Origin of the sequence: Streptomyces sp. NBC_00249, assembly GCF_026342355.1 — a bacterium.
Lineage (GTDB): Bacteria > Actinomycetota > Actinomycetes > Streptomycetales > Streptomycetaceae > Streptomyces.
This window is the reverse complement of the sequence record NZ_JAPEMV010000001.1, coordinates 1,898,551-1,915,312: the sequence shown is the minus strand read 5'-3', so window position 1 is coordinate 1,915,312 and position 16,762 is coordinate 1,898,551. Positions and strand designations below refer to the sequence as shown.

The following is a 16,762-nucleotide window of genomic DNA, read 5'->3' as shown; positions in this document are numbered from 1 at the left end:
CGTGATGTCCGGCCCGGGCCGGCTTCGGAGGGCATGGGCCGGCCGGCGGAGGGCTCGCACGGGCAGGCGGCCCCGGCCCCGGCCCCGGTCCCGGGGCCGCCCGTGCGGTGGGCCGAGCTGCCGCCGGTGCACGGCTCCGTCATCTGTGTCTCCGCGCCCGGCCTCGTCATCTCGCCCGAGCACGGTCAGCTGACCGGGCGCGGGGTCGACGGGATCTACCGGTCCGGGAGGAGGCTGCTGTCCCGCTGCGTGCTGCGCGTCGGCGGGCGGGACCCCGTCGCCGTCCAGGGCCGCAGCCTCGGAGCCGACCGGGCCGCCTTCACCTCCACCGTCCGCACCGGGGTCGAGGCCGGGCCCGACCCCGACATCGGGGTGGAGCGGATCCGCCACGCCGACGGCACCGAACGCATCACCCTGCGCAGCTTCGCCGCACGGCCCCTACGGCTCCCCGTAGAGGTCGCCCTCGGCACCGACCTGGCCGAACTGGCCGCCGTCGCGGCAGGCCGGGCCGGGCCCGAGCTCGCCGCCGGGGTGCACGCCGGCGGGCTCCGCTGGAGCGCCGGGGAGGCCCACGCCGTCACCACCGCCGACCCGGCCCCCGACGACGCCCTCGCCTCGGCCGGCCTGCTGCGCTGGGAGCTCGAACTGGCGCCCGGAGAGTCCCGCAGCATCGAGCTGCGGACCACCCGCGACCGTACGGTGCGGGCTCCCGCCGGGCAGGTCGCGAACCCACTGGCGGCGGCCCGCGCCGAAGGGGACGACCCCAGGGTCGACGTGTGGCTGCGGACCAGCGTCGAGGATCTGCGCGCGCTGCTCCTGCGGGACCCGGAGTCACCCGGCGACGCCTTCGCGGCGGCGGGAGTTCCGTGGCGGCTCGGGCTGGCACCGGCAGAGTCGCTGTGGGCCGCGCGGATGGCACTGCCGCTCGGCACCGGGCTGGCCGCCGCCACGCTGCGGACGCTGGCCCGCGGTCAGACCGGGGGGCGTGGTCCCGACGCGGGGAAGATTCCCGGGCCGCTGCGCGCCGCCGGGGCGCAGCTGCCGCCCGGGTGTACCGGGACCGAAGCCACCCTCGGCTTCCCGGCCGTGCTCGCCGAGGCCCGGCGGTGGGGGATGCCGGAGGAGGAGCTGGCCCGGCTGCTGCCCGCCGCCGAGCGCTGCCTGGACTGGCTGCGCGGGGCTCTGGGCCAGGACGGGTTCCTCGCCGACCCCGACCCCGGGCCGCGGCGCTGCGAGACCCAGGCCCACGCCCACCGGGCCGCACTGCTCGGCGCCGACCTGCTCGACGGATGCGGCCGGCCCGGAGCAGGGGAGTGGCGGGAGTGGGCGGCCGCGCTGGGGGAGCGGTTCCGGGCCCGGTTCTGGATCGACGGCCCGGACGGGGGCCGGCCCGCCGCCGCCCTGCACCCCGACGGACGGCCGCTGCCCCGGCTGACCGGCGCCGCCGCGCACCTGCTGGACACCGGACTGCTGGGCGGCGGCCGGCTCGCCCCCGGGCTGCTGGACCGGATCCGCACCGAGCAGCTCGCCCGGCTCCTCGGATCCCCGGCCATGGATTCCGGATGGGGCCTGCGGAGCATGGCGGCCCGCGAACCGGGCCACAACCCCTTCGGACACCGCTCCGGTGCCGTCCGGGCCCACGAGAGCGCGGTGGCGGTGGCCGGGCTCGCCCAGGCCGGTTTCGAGAAGGAGGCCGCCGGGCTGCTGCGGGGCTTGCTGGACGCCGCGGAATCCTTCGGCTACCGGCTGCCGGAGATGTACGCGGCGCACCAGCGCACCGCCGGCAGCGCCCCGCTCCCGCACCCGACCGCCTGCCGGCCCGCGGCGGTGGCCGCCGCCGCCGGGATCCACGCCCTCACCGCCCTCGCCGGGATCCGCCCCGACGCACCGGCGGCGACGGTCGCCGTGACCCCCCGGGCGGGCGCCCCCCTCGGCGCCCTGCGCTTCGCGGACCTGCGGGTGTCGGGGGAACCGTTCGCCGTCCGGATCAGCCGGCTCGGGGTCGGCATGGTGGAGGAGGCTGCCGGTGCGCTCCAACTGGGTGGCTAGTGCTGTGGCCGGAAAGGTTTGCCGGGTCGCGGTGTCCGGTGCGGTGCCTCGCAAGGCGGAGGGCCGCCGCTTGTACTGGACGTACTCGGGTGGTCCGACAACGCGGCGAGGTGCCGTGCCGGGCGCCGTGACACGGTGAACCTTTCCGGTCACAGCGCTAGGGCGTGTACCGCCGTACGGGCTGGGTTCCAGATCACCGTCTTCAGGATCACCAAAGCTCTGTTTATCGTCAGGGAGACGACTATGATCGCGGCATGTCGCCCTACGACCCGTCGGCCTTTCCGCCCTTCGCCGTCACCGTCGACCTGGTCGTGCTCACCGTGCGGCGCCACGCGCTCTGCGCGCTGGTCGTGCGAAGAGGTGAGCAGCCGTTCCAGGGGCGCTGGGCGCTGCCCGGCGGCTTCGTCCGCGGAGACGAGGACCTGGGGGCGGCCGCTGCCAGGGAACTCGCCGAGGAGACGGGCCTGTGCGCCCACGACCCGGCCGTACCCGGCGTGGACAACGGCGCGCACCTCGAACAGCTCGCCACGTACGGGGATCCCGAGCGGGACCCGCGGATGCGGGTGGTCAGCGTGGCGCACCTGGTCCTCGCCCCGGACCTCCCCGCGCCCCGGGCCGGCGGCGACGCCAACAGTGCCCGCTGGGCCCCCGTCGACGAACTCCTGGAGGTCCCCGACCAGGCCTCCGCCGGACTCGCCTTCGACCACGAGCGGATCCTTGCCGACGGCGTGGAGCGGGCCCGCTCGAAGATCGAGTACTCCTCCCTGGCGACGGCCTTCTGCCCGCCCGAGTTCACCGTCGGCGAGCTGCGCCGCGTGTACGAGGCGGTGTGGGGCGTGGCGCTCGACCCGCGCAACTTCCACCGCAAGGTCACCGGCACCCCCGGGTTCCTGGTGCCGGCCGGAGGGACGACGACCCGTCAGGGCGGCAGGCCCGCCCAGCTGTTCCGGGCCGGCGGGGCGACCCTGCTCAACCCGCCGATGCTGCGCCCGGAGGTCTGACCCTCCCGAGGCCGCACCCCTGCCCCGGGGCCCGGCGGACGCAATGCCGACACCCGGCCGGGCCGGTTACGTCGAAAATCGGACATATCGCGTTATCTTGCTTGCGGTACACACCCTGCCGCAGAGCGGTCTCACCCCCCGCGAGAGAAGCGATGCTCCAGGCCATCGGACTCACCAGCACCCCCCGTCGAAACCTCCCGCCCCTCGTGGACGACCTCACGTTCGAGGCCCGCCCCGGGTGCGTGACCGCCCTGCTCGGCGAGCCGGGTTCGGGCAAGACCACCGCGCTGCGGCTCATGCTCGAACTCGAACCGGGCCGAGGCGTCGCCTACTTCCGCGGCCGCCCGCTGCACCGGATCGCACATCCCGGCCGCGAGGTCGGCGTCCTCCTCGGCGACGTCCCAGGGCACCCGTCCCGGACGGTCCGCAACCAGCTGCGCATGCTGTGCGCCGCCGTCGGCGTACCGGCCTCCCGGGCGGACGCCATGATGGAGGTCGTCGGCATCGGCGGACTGCGCGACCAGCGCCTCGGCTCGCTGTCGGCCGGCATGGACCGCCGGGTCGGACTGGCCGCCGCCCTGCTCGCCGACCCGTGCACCCTGCTCCTCGACGAGCCGGCCGCCGGACTCCCCGCCCGGGAACGCGCCTGGCTGTACGGGCTGCTGCGCGGGCACGCCTCCCTCGGCGGCGCGGTGCTCTTCACGACCGACGACGCCAAGGAGGCGGCCCGCAGCGCCGACCGGGTCGTCTCCATCGCCTCGGGCCGCCTCGTCGCCGACCAGGACGTCGCCGACTTCGCCCGCACCCGCCTTCGGCCGCGCGTCGCCGTGCGCACCCCGCACGCGGCCCGGCTGGCCGACGTACTGGGCCGTGAGGCCCGTGCCGCCCAGCGGGTGGTGGAGATCGTCGAGGAGAGCGGCAGCCGCCTCTCGGTGTACGGCAGCAACTGCGCCGAGGTCGGCGAGGCCGCGTTCCGCAACGGCGTGCTCGTCCATCAGCTCGCCGACGAGACCGGCGACGCCGGAGCGCCGGTCCCGCCCGTCCCGCAGGCCCGCACCGGGGCGGGAGGCGCCGCGCGCGCGGAGGCCCGCGTCGAAGCCGTGGCCCAGGTCCGCAGCGCGGCCGGCTCGACCCATCTCGAGCCGCGCCCCGGCGCGGCACCGGGCGCGGGCGTCCTGCCCGGCCTCCCGCCCACCGCCTTCCCGGCGGAGCCGGAGCCGCAGCCGCAGCCGCAGCCGGAGGCGGCCGACGGCCGGGGTGCGGCCCGGCGGGCCCGTCGCGCCCGTTCCGGGAGGCCCGCCTCGCCGGTCCGCCGGGTCGGCGGCCCGCTGCGGCCGCTGCGCTACGAGCTGCTGCGCGTCTTCGGTACCGCCACCCCGCTCCTCACCGCGGCGCTCGTCGTCATCGTCTCCGCCGTCACCGCCCTGGTCCTCGCCCGGGCCGGACACACCCCGCGGAACCGGGTGCTCGCCGCGTGGCCGGAGCTGCTGCCGTTGCCTCCGGCCGCGCTCGGCGCCGGTCTGCTCGGCGCCCTGGCCTTCGGCGAGGAGTACCGCTACCCCGCCCTGGCCGCCGACCGGGGCACCGTGCCACGCCGCATGGGGCTGCTCTTCGCCAAGCTCGGGGTCTGCGCCGCGCTCGCCCTGACCCTCGGCGCCCTCGCCGTCACCGCCGACGCCGCGGCGCTCCGGCTCGTCTTCGGCGCCGGCCCCCTGCGCGCCCCGGCAGAGTGGCTCTCCCCGGCCGCGAGTTGGGCCGGGCTGCTGGTCGGCTGTGCCTGGGCCGGGGTGCTGGCCTCCGGGGTGTTCCGGTCCGCCTCGGCGGGGCTGGCCGCAGTGGTCGCCGTGCCGGTGCTGGTGGTTCCGCTGGTGCGCAAGGTGCTGGACGGGCCGTCCGCGTACCCGGTGACCGGCATCGTCGCCCGGCTGCGCGGCCTGACCTGGTCGCAGTGGCCCCCGGAGGCGGACCGGCTGGTCCTGGGAGCCCTTCGGGTGATGGCCCAACCCGTCGGCACCGCGCTGGTGTTGTCGCTGATGGTCCTGTTGTGCGCCTATGGGTTCACAGGACTGCGCGGCCGCGTCCGTTGGTGATCGTTCCGGTGCAGGAGGCGACATCGGCGGGACCGGAGAAGTCCACATCACGTGAAATCACGCGAAGCGGATCGCAACTCCCCGCAAAAGGCCCGGTTCTTTACGATAAGTCGTCAATTGCGTAGGTGGCACCGATCACCCTTTCGTGTGCTTTTCACCAAAGACCTCAAGGGTCGCGGAAGCACGACCGACAAAGGATTCGTGAGTACCCTTGCGCACACCATGATGACCGCCGCCCGCCATGCCGACACCGGCCTCGCCGGCCCGGGCGAACTCGACCGCTACCCCTACCCGGAGGCCTCCGGGTCCGACCGGGTCGGACCGCCCCACTGGGACGGCGCCGACGTCGAGTTGAGTCGCGTCGGCCGCCGCGCGGCCGGCAGCCGCGGCCGCGGACTGCACGGCCAACTCGTCCAGCAGCTCGGCCAGATGATCGTTTCCGGTGACCTCGGCGCGGACCGCCCCCTGGTCCCTGAGGAGATCGGCCAGCGCTTCGAGGTCTCCCGTACGGTCGTCCGCGAATCGCTGCGGGTCCTGGAGGCCAAGGGCCTTGTCAGCGCCCGCCCCAACGTCGGCACCCGGGTCCGCCCGGTCGCCGACTGGAACCTGCTCGACCCCGACATCATCGAATGGCGCGCCTTCGGACCCCAGCGCGACGACCAGCGCCGCGAGCTCAACGAGCTCCGCTGGACCATCGAGCCGCTGGCCGCCCGGCTCGCCGCCGGACACGGCCGCCCGGACATCCAGCAGCGCCTCGCCGACATGGTCGAGATCATGGGCCACGCCCTCGGGCAGGGCGACGCGATCACCTTCGCCCGCGCCGACAACGAGTTCCACGCCCTCCTCATCCAGGTCGCCGGCAACCGCATGCTGGAGCACCTGTCCGGCATCGTCTCCTCCGCGCTCCAGGTCTCCGGCAGCCCCATCACCGCCTGCGACCGCCCCAGCGAGGCCTGCGTCGCGCACCACGCGCGGATGGTCGAGGCCCTCGCCACCGGTGACGCGGTGGGTGCGGAGAGTGCCATGCGCCAGCTCCTGACGGTGCATCCGGAGGTAGAGCGCGTGGTCCCCGCCCCGCGCGAGCACTGACGCCCCGACGCGCGGGGGCGCGGGGTGCAGCACCGGTCGCCGGGCCCGATTTCGGGTCCGGCGACACCGGCGTCCGGGGGCCGTTCGAAGCCCCCGGAGGGGTACGCGGGACCGTAGGACCGGCGTGGGCGCGACCCGTATGTGATTCGGGCCACGAAGATTGGGCGTAACGCTCCGCGACGTCACGCGATGACCTAAGAGGTGATGGCCGACGGAGGGAAGACAGCAGCCCTTGGGGGTGCTGTGCAGCTCCCCGGCCCCTGCCCGCGCCCCCGGCCCATCCCCAGTCGGTGTCGTCGGCTCCGGTCCAGAACCACGCCGGGGTCGGAAGCCGTTTCCATCGTTCCGAGAGGTTGTTCGTGTCGGCCAGCACATCCCGTACGCTCCCGCCGGAGATCGCCGATTCCGAGTCTGTGATGGCGCTCATCGAGCGGGGCAAGGCCGAGGGGCAGATCGCCGGCGATGACGTGCGTCGGGCCTTCGAGGCTGACCAGATTCCTGCGACCCAGTGGAAGAATGTTCTGCGCAGCCTCAACCAGATCCTCGAGGAAGAGGGTGTGACGCTGATGGTCAGTGCCGCGGAGTCGCCCAAGCGCACCCCCCGCAAGAGCGTCGCGGCGAAGAGCCCCGCCAAGCGGACGGCGACCAGGACCGTCGCGGCTGGGACGACGGCCTCCCCGGCCCCGGTCGAGGTCACCGCGGTCACCGAGCCGGGGACGGACCCCGAGCCCGTCGACGCCCTCGCCGAACAGCCCGGAACCGAGCCCGCCGCGAAGAAGACGGCGGCCAGGAAGACGGCGGCGAAGAAGGCCGCGCCCGCGAAGAAGACAGCCGCGAAGAAGACGGCGGCCAAGAAGACCGCCGCCAAGAAGGACACCGACGACGGCGAGGCGGAGACCCCCGGCGAGGGCCCCGACGCCTCGAAGGCCGAGGCCGACGAGGAAGAGGAGGGCGGGGAGAACAAGGGCTTCGTCATCTCCGACGACGAGGACGACGCCCCCGCCCAGCAGGTCGTCGTGGCCGGCGCCACCGCCGACCCCGTCAAGGACTACCTCAAGCAGATCGGCAAGGTCCCCCTCCTCAACGCCGAGCAGGAGGTCGAACTCGCCAAGCGCATCGAGGCGGGCCTCTTCGCCGAGGACAAGCTGGCGAACTCCGACAAGCTCGCGCCCAAGCTCAAGCGCGAGCTGGAGATCATCGCCGAGGACGGCCGCCGTGCCAAGAACCACCTGCTGGAGGCCAACCTCCGCCTCGTGGTCTCCCTGGCCAAGCGCTACACCGGCCGCGGCATGCTCTTCCTGGACCTGATCCAGGAGGGCAACCTGGGTCTGATCCGCGCGGTCGAGAAGTTCGACTACACCAAGGGCTACAAGTTCTCCACGTACGCGACGTGGTGGATCCGGCAGGCGATCACCCGCGCCATGGCCGACCAGGCGCGCACCATCCGCATTCCGGTGCACATGGTCGAAGTGATCAACAAGCTGGCCCGCGTGCAGCGCCAGATGCTCCAGGACCTGGGCCGCGAGCCCACCCCGGAGGAGCTGGCCAAGGAACTCGACATGACCCCCGAGAAGGTCATCGAGGTCCAGAAGTACGGCCGCGAGCCGATCTCCCTGCACACGCCGCTCGGCGAGGACGGCGACAGCGAGTTCGGCGACCTCATCGAGGACTCCGAGGCGGTCGTCCCGGCCGACGCGGTGTCCTTCACGCTCCTCCAGGAGCAGCTGCACTCGGTCCTCGACACGCTCAGCGAGCGCGAGGCCGGCGTGGTCTCGATGCGCTTCGGCCTCACCGACGGCCAGCCCAAGACGCTCGACGAGATCGGCAAGGTCTACGGGGTCACCCGTGAGCGCATCCGCCAGATCGAGTCCAAGACCATGTCGAAGCTGCGCCACCCCTCCCGTTCCCAGGTCCTGCGCGACTACCTGGACTGACCCGGACCGGCGGTCCGGCCCTGGCGCCGGACCGGCCGGCGGGAGCGTACGCCGGTGGCCGCGCGGGTGCGCGCCGCCACCGGGCATCCCACTCTGGGTGGAGTACTGGACACTCGGAGTCAGGAGGCCTTATGCGTCGTTCCCTTGCCCGTGCTCTGGCGGGCGCGCTGGCCCTGGTGGCGGGAGCGGCCGCGGCGCCGCTGCTCCAAGCCCCCGGGGCCGCCGCGGACAGCGTGGTGATAGGTGGGAAGCCGGTGCAGGTGGCCGACAGCCCCTGGGTCGTGGCCCTCGCCAGCCGTGACCGGTTCGGGGGTATCCGGGACGGGCAGTTCTGCGGCGGCGTCCTCGTGGCCCCGACCAGGGTGGTGACGGCGGCCCACTGCCTCGGCCGCCAGGTGCTCGGAGGCCCGGTCGAATCCGTCACGGACTTCCGCGTGATCACCGGGCGTACGGAGCTGCGCGCCGAGGAGGGCCGGGAGATCGCGGTGCGGGCGGCCCGGGTGAATCCCGCCTACGACCCGGGCACCAACGCGGGTGACCTCGCGGTGCTGGAGCTGGCCGAGGCCGTCCCGGCGGAGCACGTGCTGCCGATCGCCGGGGCGGGCGACCTCGCCTACGCGGCCGGCACCGACGCCGCCGTGTACGGCTGGGGCGACACGAGCGGGTTCGGGGACTACGCGTACGGGCTGCGGGTTGCGCGGGTCACCGTGCTGGACGACGACGCCTGCCTGCGGGCCTACCCGGGGAACGCGGACGGCCGCTACCTCGCGGAGTCCATGGTGTGCGCGGGAGACCGGGCGGGCGGCAAGGACGCCTGCCAGGGGGACAGCGGAGGGCCGCTGGTGTCCCGGGGCAGGCTCATCGGGGTGGTGTCGTGGGGGCGCGGCTGCGGACGCGCCGACAGTCCGGGCGTCTACACCCGGATCGCTCCCCTGGTCGACTTCGTGAGCGGCCGCGAGACGGCCGCGCAGCCGGACGGGGTGTAGGCGCACGTACGGGGTGCCCGGAGGGACTCCAGGCGCCCCGTACGGCCCGGCACGGATGCCTGGGGGCCGGACGTGGTGCCTGGAGCGGGGGAAGCGCCTCGGATATGAGGACGGGCAGCGTCCCTGGGTCTCAGAGATGCCGCCCGTCGACCGGCCTGGCCGGTCCTTGCTCGTCGGATGCGAGGGTAGGCCTTGTGTCAGCGGTCCTCGGGTTCGGCAGCATTAGCGGCCGGAGCGGACGTGAGCCGCTCGGTCTCATCCTGTATTTCCGCGGCGATCTTCTTGAGTTCCGGCTCGAACTTGCGCCCGTGGTGGGCGCAGAAGAGCAGTTCACCACCGCTCAGGAGGACGACGCGCAGATATGCCTGGGCGCCGCAACGGTCGCATCGGTCAGCGGCCGTCAGCGGGGTCGCGGGTGTCAGAACAGTAGTCACGTCGCCTCTTCTCTAGCTCGACGAGCTGTCGTACCAGGGTCAACATCCAACCAGGCCGAAAACGTTCCCGCTCGCGGCTTTTCCTCGAAACTTCCTTCCGAAGCTGGCCGGCTGTTGCCGGTTGGCGGCGAAGGAGCCGTATTGCGTTGCTTTACGGTTTCGCGTTGTCAGTCGTTCGCTTGTAGCAGTTCCCGTCCTCCCCGGCGTGAGTGCCGGTTGTTCATGAGGACGTGCCCGAACCCTAAATGGTTCATGCCTGGAAGGGAACGTGATGTTTGCTTCACCCTCACGGGGGATCGAACACCCGTGCGGATCTGCACTAGGCTGAGGAACCCACGAGGGTGGCGTTGCATCGGCTCTACCAGGCCTCGGTACCCTTCGACCGGCAAGCCAGCCACCCCTGCGCCCGACCGGGCCAGAAAAGAAATTCAGCGAGGAGCGAACTGCGTGACCGCCGACACGTCCGTGCCTTCCAGCGCGCTGCTGTCCGGAGCAGACCGGGACGCTTCCAACTACACCGCGCGGCACCTGCTCGTCCTCGAAGGCCTCGAGGCCGTCCGCAAGCGCCCCGGGATGTATATCGGCTCCACCGACAGCCGGGGCCTGATGCACTGCCTCTGGGAGATCATCGACAATTCCGTCGACGAGGCCCTGGGCGGCTACTGCGACCACATCGAGGTGATCCTCCACGAGGACTCCTCGGTCGAGGTCCGCGACAACGGCCGTGGCATCCCAGTCGACGTCGAGCCCAAGACCGGCCTCTCCGGGGTCGAGGTCGTCATGACCAAGCTGCACGCCGGCGGCAAGTTCGGCGGGGGCTCCTACGCGGCCTCCGGCGGCCTGCACGGCGTCGGCGCCTCCGTGGTGAACGCCCTGTCGGCCCGCCTCGACGTCGAGGTCGACCGGGGCAGCTCGACCCACGCCATCAGCTTCCGCCGCGGCGTCCCCGGGATCTTCACCGAGCAGGGCGCCGACAGCCCCTTCGACCCGACGGGCGGCCTGCGCAAGGTCAAGCGGATCGCCAAGGGCAAGACCGGCACCCGGGTCCGCTACTGGGCCGACCGCCAGATCTTCCTCAAGGACGCCCGCCTCGGCCTGGAGACGCTCTACCAGCGCGCCCGCCAGACCGCCTTCCTCGTCCCGGGCCTGACCATCGTCGTCCGCGACGAGCGCGCCATCGACGGCGCGGGCAAGACCGAGGAGACCTTCCGCTTCGACGGGGGCATCAGCGAGTTCTGCGAGTACCTCACGCAGGACAAGGCCGTCTGCGACGTCCTGCGCCTGACCGGCACGGGAACCTTCAAGGAGACCGTCCCGGTCCTCGACGACCGCGGCCACATGACCCCCACCGAGGTCACCCGCGAGCTCGGCGTGGACATCGCCCTGCGCTGGGGCACGGGGTACGAGACCAACGTCAAGTCCTTCGTGAACATCATCGCCACCCCCAAGGGCGGCACCCACGTCTCCGGCTTCGAACGCTCGGTCGCCAAGACGGTGAACGAGGTGCTCCGCTCCGCCAAGCTGCTGCGCGTGGCCGAGGACGACGTGGTCAAGGACGACGCGATGGAGGGCATGACGGCCGTCGTCACCGTCCGCCTCGCCGAGCCGCAGTTCGAGGGCCAGACCAAGGAGGTCCTCGGCACCTCGGCGGCCACCCGGATCGTCGCCGCCGTCGTGGCCAAGGAGCTCAAGGCCTTCCTGACCTCCACCAAGCGCGACGACAAGCAGCAGGCCCGCGCCGTGATGGAGAAGATCGTCGCGGCCGCCCGGACCCGCATCGCGGCCCGCCAGCACAAGGAGGCCCAGCGCCGCAAGACCGCCCTGGAGACCTCCTCGCTCCCGGCGAAGCTGGCCGACTGTCGCAGCGACGACGTGGAGCGCAGCGAGCTCTTCATCGTCGAGGGCGACTCGGCCCTCGGTACGGCCAAGCTCGCGCGGAACTCGGAGTTCCAGGCTCTCCTGCCCATCCGCGGCAAGATCCTCAACGTCCAGAAGTCCTCGGTCTCGGACATGCTCAAGAACGCCGAGTGCGGAGCGATCATCCAGGTCATAGGAGCCGGCTCGGGCCGGACCTTCGACCTCGACGCCGCCCGCTACGGGAAGATCGTCCTGCTCGTCGACGCCGACGTGGACGGCGCGCACATCCGCTGCCTGCTGCTCACGCTCTTCCAGCGGTACATGCGGCCGATGGTCGAGGCCGGCCGGGTCTTCGCGGCCGTGCCGCCCCTGCACCGGATCGAGCTCGTCCAGCCCAAGAAGGGCCAGGACAAGTACGTCTACACGTATTCGGACAACGAGCTGCGCCAGACGCTCCTGGAGTACCAGCGGAAGAACATCCGGTACAAGGACGCCATCCAGCGGTACAAGGGCCTCGGCGAGATGGATGCCGACCAGCTCGCGGAGACCACCATGGACCCCCGGTTCCGTACCCTGCGACGGATCAACATCGGCGACCTGGACTCGGCTGAGCAGGTGTTCGACCTGCTCATGGGCAATGAGGTGGCCCCGCGCAAGGAGTTCATCACCGGTTCCGCGGCGACCCTGGACCGCTCGCGCATCGACGCCTGATCCGGGCCGCCGGAGCGCGGACACGGTCCGGCGGCACGGCACACCGGCGCTCTTCTCTCCATCACCTGAAGGAGTGAAGAGCGCCGGGACACCAGTCCGGAAAACGACCATTGAGCACATCCTTGTGGGCACGCGGCCAATGCGGCAGCGGACAAGGAGAGTTCGGTGGACAAGCACGAAGGTCGTGATGCCGGAACGATCCGGCTGGACGATCCCTGGTACGACGCGCTGGCCGTGGGCTGGGGCGAGGGCGGGGAAACGCTCCCGCCGAGCCCGGCCCCCGAAGGGCGGACCGCGCCCGGCGCGTCCGACATCTACCTGGAAGTGCAGCGCAGTGCCGCCTTCCAGGAGGTCCGCACCCGCTACCGAAGGTTCGTCGTCCCCGCGACCATCGGCTTCTTCCTCTGGTACGTCGCCTACGTGATCGCGGCCACCGCGGCGCCCGGGCTGATGGCCCGGCCCGTGGCCGGAGCGGTCAACGTGGCCCTCCTCGCGGGTCTCGGGCAGTTCCTCAGCACCTTCCTGCTGACCTGGGCGTACGCCCGGCACGCGCGGCTGCGCCGCGACCGGGCCGCGCTCGACCTGCGCTGGACGGTCTTCGAGCAGGAGCGCGGCCAGGAGCGCAACCGGACCCGCGGGGAGGGCCGGTGAGCACCGAGCACCAGACCCTCGCGCTGATCCTGTTCAGCGTCTTCATCGCCGTGACCCTCGGCATCACCACCTGGGTCAGCCGCAACCGGCACGGCTCGGCCGAGGAGTTCTACGCGGGCGGGCGGCTGTTCTCCCCCATGGAGAACGGTTTCGCCATCGCCGGCGACTACATGTCCGCCGCCTCCTTCCTGGGCATCTCCGGGCTGATCGCCCTCTTCGGCTACGACGGCCTGCTGTACTCCGTCGGCTTCCTCGTCGCCTGGCTCGTCGTGCTGTTCCTCGTCGCCGAACTGGTCCGCAACTGCGGCCGTTTCACCCTCGCCGACGTCGTCGCCGCCCGGATGAGCGAGCGGCCGGTGCGGATCGCGGCCGGGACCTCCTCCGTCGTGGTCTCGGTGCTCTACCTGGTCGCGCAGATGGTCGGCGCAGGCAGCCTGGTGGGACTGCTCCTCGGGGACTCGGGCCCCGCCGCCCGGACCCTGACCGTGATCGGGGTCGGCGCGCTGATGGTGGTCTACGTGTCCTTCGGCGGGATGCGGGCCACCACCTGGATCCAGATCGTCAAGGCCGTCCTGCTGATGGGCGGCGCGGTGACGCTGACGGTGCTCGTCCTGCTGCGCTTCCACGGGAACGTCGACCACCTGCTCAGCGCGGCCGCCGAACGCAGCGGGCACGGCATCCGCTTCCTGAGCCCCGGGCTCAAGTACGGCGGGGACTGGACCGCCCGCGTCGACTTCATGAGCCTGGGCCTCGCGCTGGTCCTGGGCACGGCGGGGCTGCCGCACATCCTGTCGCGGTTCTACACCGTGCCCACCGCGCGGGCGGCCCGCCGGTCGGTGGTGTGGGCGATCGCGCTGATCGGCGGCTTCTACCTGATGACCATCGTGCTCGGCTTCGGGGCGGCCGCGCTGCTCGGGCCGGACGAGGTACGGGCCTCCAACGCCTCCGGGAACACGGCCGTCCCGCTGCTGGCTGCCTACCTCGGCGGGGGCGCCGGGTCCACCGGCGGCGCCGTGCTGTTCGCGTTCGTCGCCGCCATCGCCTTCGCGACGATCCTCGCCGTGGTCGCCGGGATCACCCTGGCCTCCTCGGCCTCCGTCGCGCACGACCTCTACGCCTCCCTCAAGCGCCGGCACGCCCGTCAGCGCAGCGAGGTGGGGGTGGCCCGGGTCGCGGCCGTCGGGATCGGGGCCGTGGCGATCGCCCTCGGACTGCTCGCCCAGGACCTGAACGTGGCCTTCCTGGTGGGGCTGGCCTTCGCGGTCGCCGCCTCGGCGAACCTGCCGGTGCTGCTGTACTCGCTGTTCTGGCGCGGGTTCACCACACGGGGGGCCGTCTGGTCCGTGTACGGGGGGCTGGTTCCGGCGGTGCTGCTCGTCGTGCTGTCGCCGGTGGTGTCGGGGAGTCCCGAATCGCTGTTCCCCGGAGTGGACTTCCAGTACTTCCCGCTGCAGAACCCGGGGATCGTCTCGATCCCGCTGGGCTTCCTCGCGGGCTGGCTGGGCACGGTCACCTCCGGTGAGGAGCCCGACGAGCGCAGGCACGCGCAGACGGAGGTCCGTTCCCTGACCGGGGCCGGGGCGGTGTGAGCCGCCGGGTCCCGCCGCTCAGGCGCCGGCCGACGGGAGCCAGGCGTACCGGTGTTCCGGGCGGCCGGTCTCGCCGTACCGCAGGGCGAGCGTGACGCGGCCGGCGCGGTCCAGGAGCTTCAGGTAGCGCTGGGCGGTCTGACGGCTGATCCCGGCCCGGTCGGCGATCTGCTGGGTGGACAGGGGGCCCTCCGCGGTGCGCAGGACCTGGCGGACCAGTTCCGCGGTGGTCGGGGAGTGCCCCTTGGGGAGTTCGTTGGGGGTTCCCGCGGCGGCCAGGGCGCCGAAGATGCGGTCGACCTCGGCCTGTTCGGCCTCGCCGCCGCCGGAGAGGGAGCGGCGCAGGGCGGCGTAGGCCTCCAGTTTGGCGCGCAGGCCGGCGAAGGTGAACGGCTTGACCAGGTACTGGAGGGCGCCGAGCCGCATGGCGGCCTGGACGGTGGCCAGGTCCCGGGCGGCCGTGACCATGATCACATCGCTGTGGTGGCCGAGGCGGCGCATGTGGCGGACGAGGTCGAGGCCGTTCTCGTCCGGGAGGTAGTGGTCGAGGAGGACCAGGTCCACCGGGCGGGAGGTGAGGAAGTCCAGTGCCTCGGCCGCAGAATGGGCCTGGCCGCAGACCTGGAAACCGGGAACCTTCGCCACGTACGCCGCGTTGATCAGGGCAACACGCATGTCGTCGTCGACGACCAATACGTGCATCGGGGTCTCGTTCATCGCAGGGCCTCCGGGAGTACGACGGAGAACTCCGCCCCTCCGTCCTCTGCCTCGCCGGCCCGGGCGCTGCCGCCCTGCCGCTCCGCGAGGCGGCGTACGAGGGCGAGGCCGAGCCCGCGTTCGCGGTGGGCCTTGGGCTGCTTGGTCGACCAGCCCTCGGTGAAGATCTCCTCGCGGCGTCCGGCGGGGATCCCGGGACCGCTGTCGCGCACCGTCAGGACGGCCGTGCGTCCCTCCGCGCGGATGTCCACCTCGACGAGGGGCGCGGCCGAGCCGGCCGCCGCGTCCAGGGCGTTGTCCACCAGGTTGCCGAGGATGGTGACGAGGCCGCCCGGGTCCACGAGCCGGTCGGGGAGCAGGGCCGCCGGGGCGAGGCGGAGGGGGACGCCGCGCTCCGCCGCGACGGTGGCCTTGCCCACCAGCAGCGCCGCCAGCAGGGGGTCGTGGACCTTCTCGGTGACCTGCTCGGCCGTGGTGCGGTGCACGCCGGCCACCTCGGTCACGAAGGCGACGGCTTCCTCGTGGAGCCCGAGTTCGAGCAGGCCGAGGACGGTGTGGAGGCGGTTGGCGTGCTCGTGGTCCTGCGCGCGCAGGGCGTCGATCAGGCCCTTGGTGGAGTCGAGCTCGCGGCCCAGGCTCTCCACCTCGGTGCGGTCGCGCAGGGTGGCGACGGCGCCGCCGTCGGCGGTGGGCATGCGGTTGGCGACCAGGACCCGGGGGCCCTGGACGGTGAGCAGGTCGTGCCCGGTGACGCGGCCGGCCAGGACGTCGCTGGTGCGGCCCGCGCCGAGCACCTCGTCCAGCGGACGTCCGGCGAGGGTGTCCGCCGCGTCCGGGGCGAGGCCCAGCAGGCGGGCGGCCTCGTCGTTGACCAGGCGGACCCGGTCGTCCCGGTCGAGGGCGATCACGCCCTCGCGGATGGAGTGGAGCATCGCCTCACGCTCGGCGAGCAGGCCGGCGATATCGGAGAAGGCCAGGTCGCGGGTCTGCCGCTGGATCCGGCGGGAGAGCAGGTAGGCGGCGAGCGCTCCGACGGCGAGGGCGCCGCCCGCGTAGGCGAGGAGGCTGGGGATGGCGCCCAGCAGCCGGTCGCGGACGCTGTCGTAGGCGATGCCGACCGACACCGCCCCGACGATCTCCCCGTCGGGGGCGACGAGGGGGACCTTGCCGCGGGCGGAGCGGCCCAGGGTGCCCTCGTCGATCTCCATCACCTCGTGGCCGGCCAGGGCGTCGCTCGGGTCGGTGGAGACCGGCAGGCCGACGCGCTCGGGGCTGGGGTGGGAGCGGCGGATGCCGTTCAGGTCGAGGACGACCACATACTCGGCCCCGGTCGCCCGGCGGATCCGCTCGGCCGCCGACTGGACGGGGGTGTCGGCCGTCGGCCCCGTCCGCAGGACGTCGGTGGCCAGCGAGGGGTCGGCCGCCGCGCTCTGGGCGATGGCGAGTGCGCGGCGCATGGCCTGGTCGTCCAGCTGGGAGCTCAGGGGGGCCAGGAAGAGCCCCGTGGCCAGCACGAGGACCCCGGCGGCGATGGCCAGCTGGGTGAGCAGGATCTGCGAGACGGCCCGTCGGGGCAGCGCGAGGCGTGGAAGGGCCGTGGGGAGGAACCGCATGACTAGCACCGTAGGTCGGCCCGGAGCTTTGGGGAACCGGT

At 72.9% G+C, this 16,762-nt stretch carries 12 protein-coding genes; 9 read left to right on the top strand and 3 right to left on the bottom strand.

What is annotated here, in order from left to right; all coding sequences use genetic code 11:
- The first annotated feature begins 33 nt into the window (after positions 1-33).
- From OOK31_RS08415 to OOK31_RS08390, 6 genes are all read left to right on the top strand, one after another.
- Positions 34-2,049, top strand: a complete 2,016-nt coding sequence (locus tag OOK31_RS08415; protein WP_267011708.1) for a glycogen debranching N-terminal domain-containing protein — start codon at positions 34-36, stop codon at positions 2,047-2,049.
- A 254-nt stretch (positions 2,050-2,303) separates the two neighbouring features.
- Positions 2,304-3,050 carry an NUDIX domain-containing protein gene (locus OOK31_RS08410; RefSeq protein WP_267011707.1) on the top strand — a complete coding sequence of 249 codons (747 nt, stop codon included), beginning with the start codon at positions 2,304-2,306 and terminating at the stop codon, positions 3,048-3,050.
- 152 nt (positions 3,051-3,202) lie between these two features.
- Complete coding sequence (locus OOK31_RS08405) at positions 3,203-5,140, top strand: ABC transporter ATP-binding protein (protein WP_267011706.1); 1,938 nt, start codon at positions 3,203-3,205, stop codon at positions 5,138-5,140.
- A 147-nt stretch (positions 5,141-5,287) separates the two neighbouring features.
- A complete protein-coding gene (locus OOK31_RS08400) occupies positions 5,288-6,229 on the top strand; it encodes a FadR/GntR family transcriptional regulator (protein WP_323188189.1) in 942 nt (313 codons plus the stop codon).
- Positions 6,230-6,588: 359 nt separating this feature from the next.
- Positions 6,589-8,163, top strand: coding sequence for an RNA polymerase sigma factor (locus OOK31_RS08395; RefSeq protein ID WP_267011704.1), 1,575 nt, complete (start codon positions 6,589-6,591; stop codon positions 8,161-8,163).
- Positions 8,164-8,294: 131 nt separating this feature from the next.
- Entirely contained in the window at positions 8,295-9,149 is an 855-nt protein-coding gene (locus tag OOK31_RS08390; RefSeq protein WP_267011703.1) for a serine protease, read from the top strand.
- Positions 9,150-9,346: 197 nt separating this feature from the next.
- On the opposite strand, the gene OOK31_RS08385 is transcribed toward OOK31_RS08390, so the two are convergent.
- Positions 9,347-9,583 (bottom strand): hypothetical protein, encoded by a 237-nt coding sequence (locus OOK31_RS08385; protein WP_215019552.1) that lies wholly within the window; start codon positions 9,581-9,583, stop codon positions 9,347-9,349.
- A gap of 447 nt (positions 9,584-10,030) precedes the next feature.
- Here OOK31_RS08385 and OOK31_RS08380 point away from each other — a divergent pair, with 447 nt between their 5' ends.
- The 3 genes from OOK31_RS08380 (at position 10,031) to OOK31_RS08370 (ending at position 14,391) form a co-directional block, all read left to right on the top strand.
- A complete protein-coding gene (locus OOK31_RS08380; protein WP_267011702.1) occupies positions 10,031-12,151 on the top strand; it encodes a type IIA DNA topoisomerase subunit B in 2,121 nt (706 codons plus the stop codon).
- 165 nt (positions 12,152-12,316) lie between these two features.
- A complete protein-coding gene (locus OOK31_RS08375; protein WP_267011701.1) occupies positions 12,317-12,802 on the top strand; it encodes a DUF485 domain-containing protein in 486 nt (161 codons plus the stop codon).
- Complete coding sequence (locus tag OOK31_RS08370; RefSeq protein ID WP_267011700.1) at positions 12,799-14,391, top strand: cation acetate symporter; 1,593 nt, start codon at positions 12,799-12,801, stop codon at positions 14,389-14,391. The genes OOK31_RS08375 and OOK31_RS08370 overlap by 4 nt, the downstream gene beginning before the upstream one ends.
- Before the next feature lie 18 nt (positions 14,392-14,409).
- Here the strand turns inward: OOK31_RS08370 and OOK31_RS08365 are convergent, their stop codons facing one another.
- Both OOK31_RS08365 and OOK31_RS08360 read right to left on the bottom strand, forming a co-directional pair.
- Complete coding sequence (locus tag OOK31_RS08365) at positions 14,410-15,108, bottom strand: response regulator (protein ID WP_267011699.1); 699 nt, start codon at positions 15,106-15,108, stop codon at positions 14,410-14,412.
- Positions 15,105-16,721 (bottom strand): sensor histidine kinase, encoded by a 1,617-nt coding sequence (locus OOK31_RS08360; protein WP_267011698.1) that lies wholly within the window; start codon positions 16,719-16,721, stop codon positions 15,105-15,107. The genes OOK31_RS08365 and OOK31_RS08360 overlap by 4 nt, the downstream gene beginning before the upstream one ends.
- Positions 16,722-16,762: the final 41 nt, after the last annotated feature.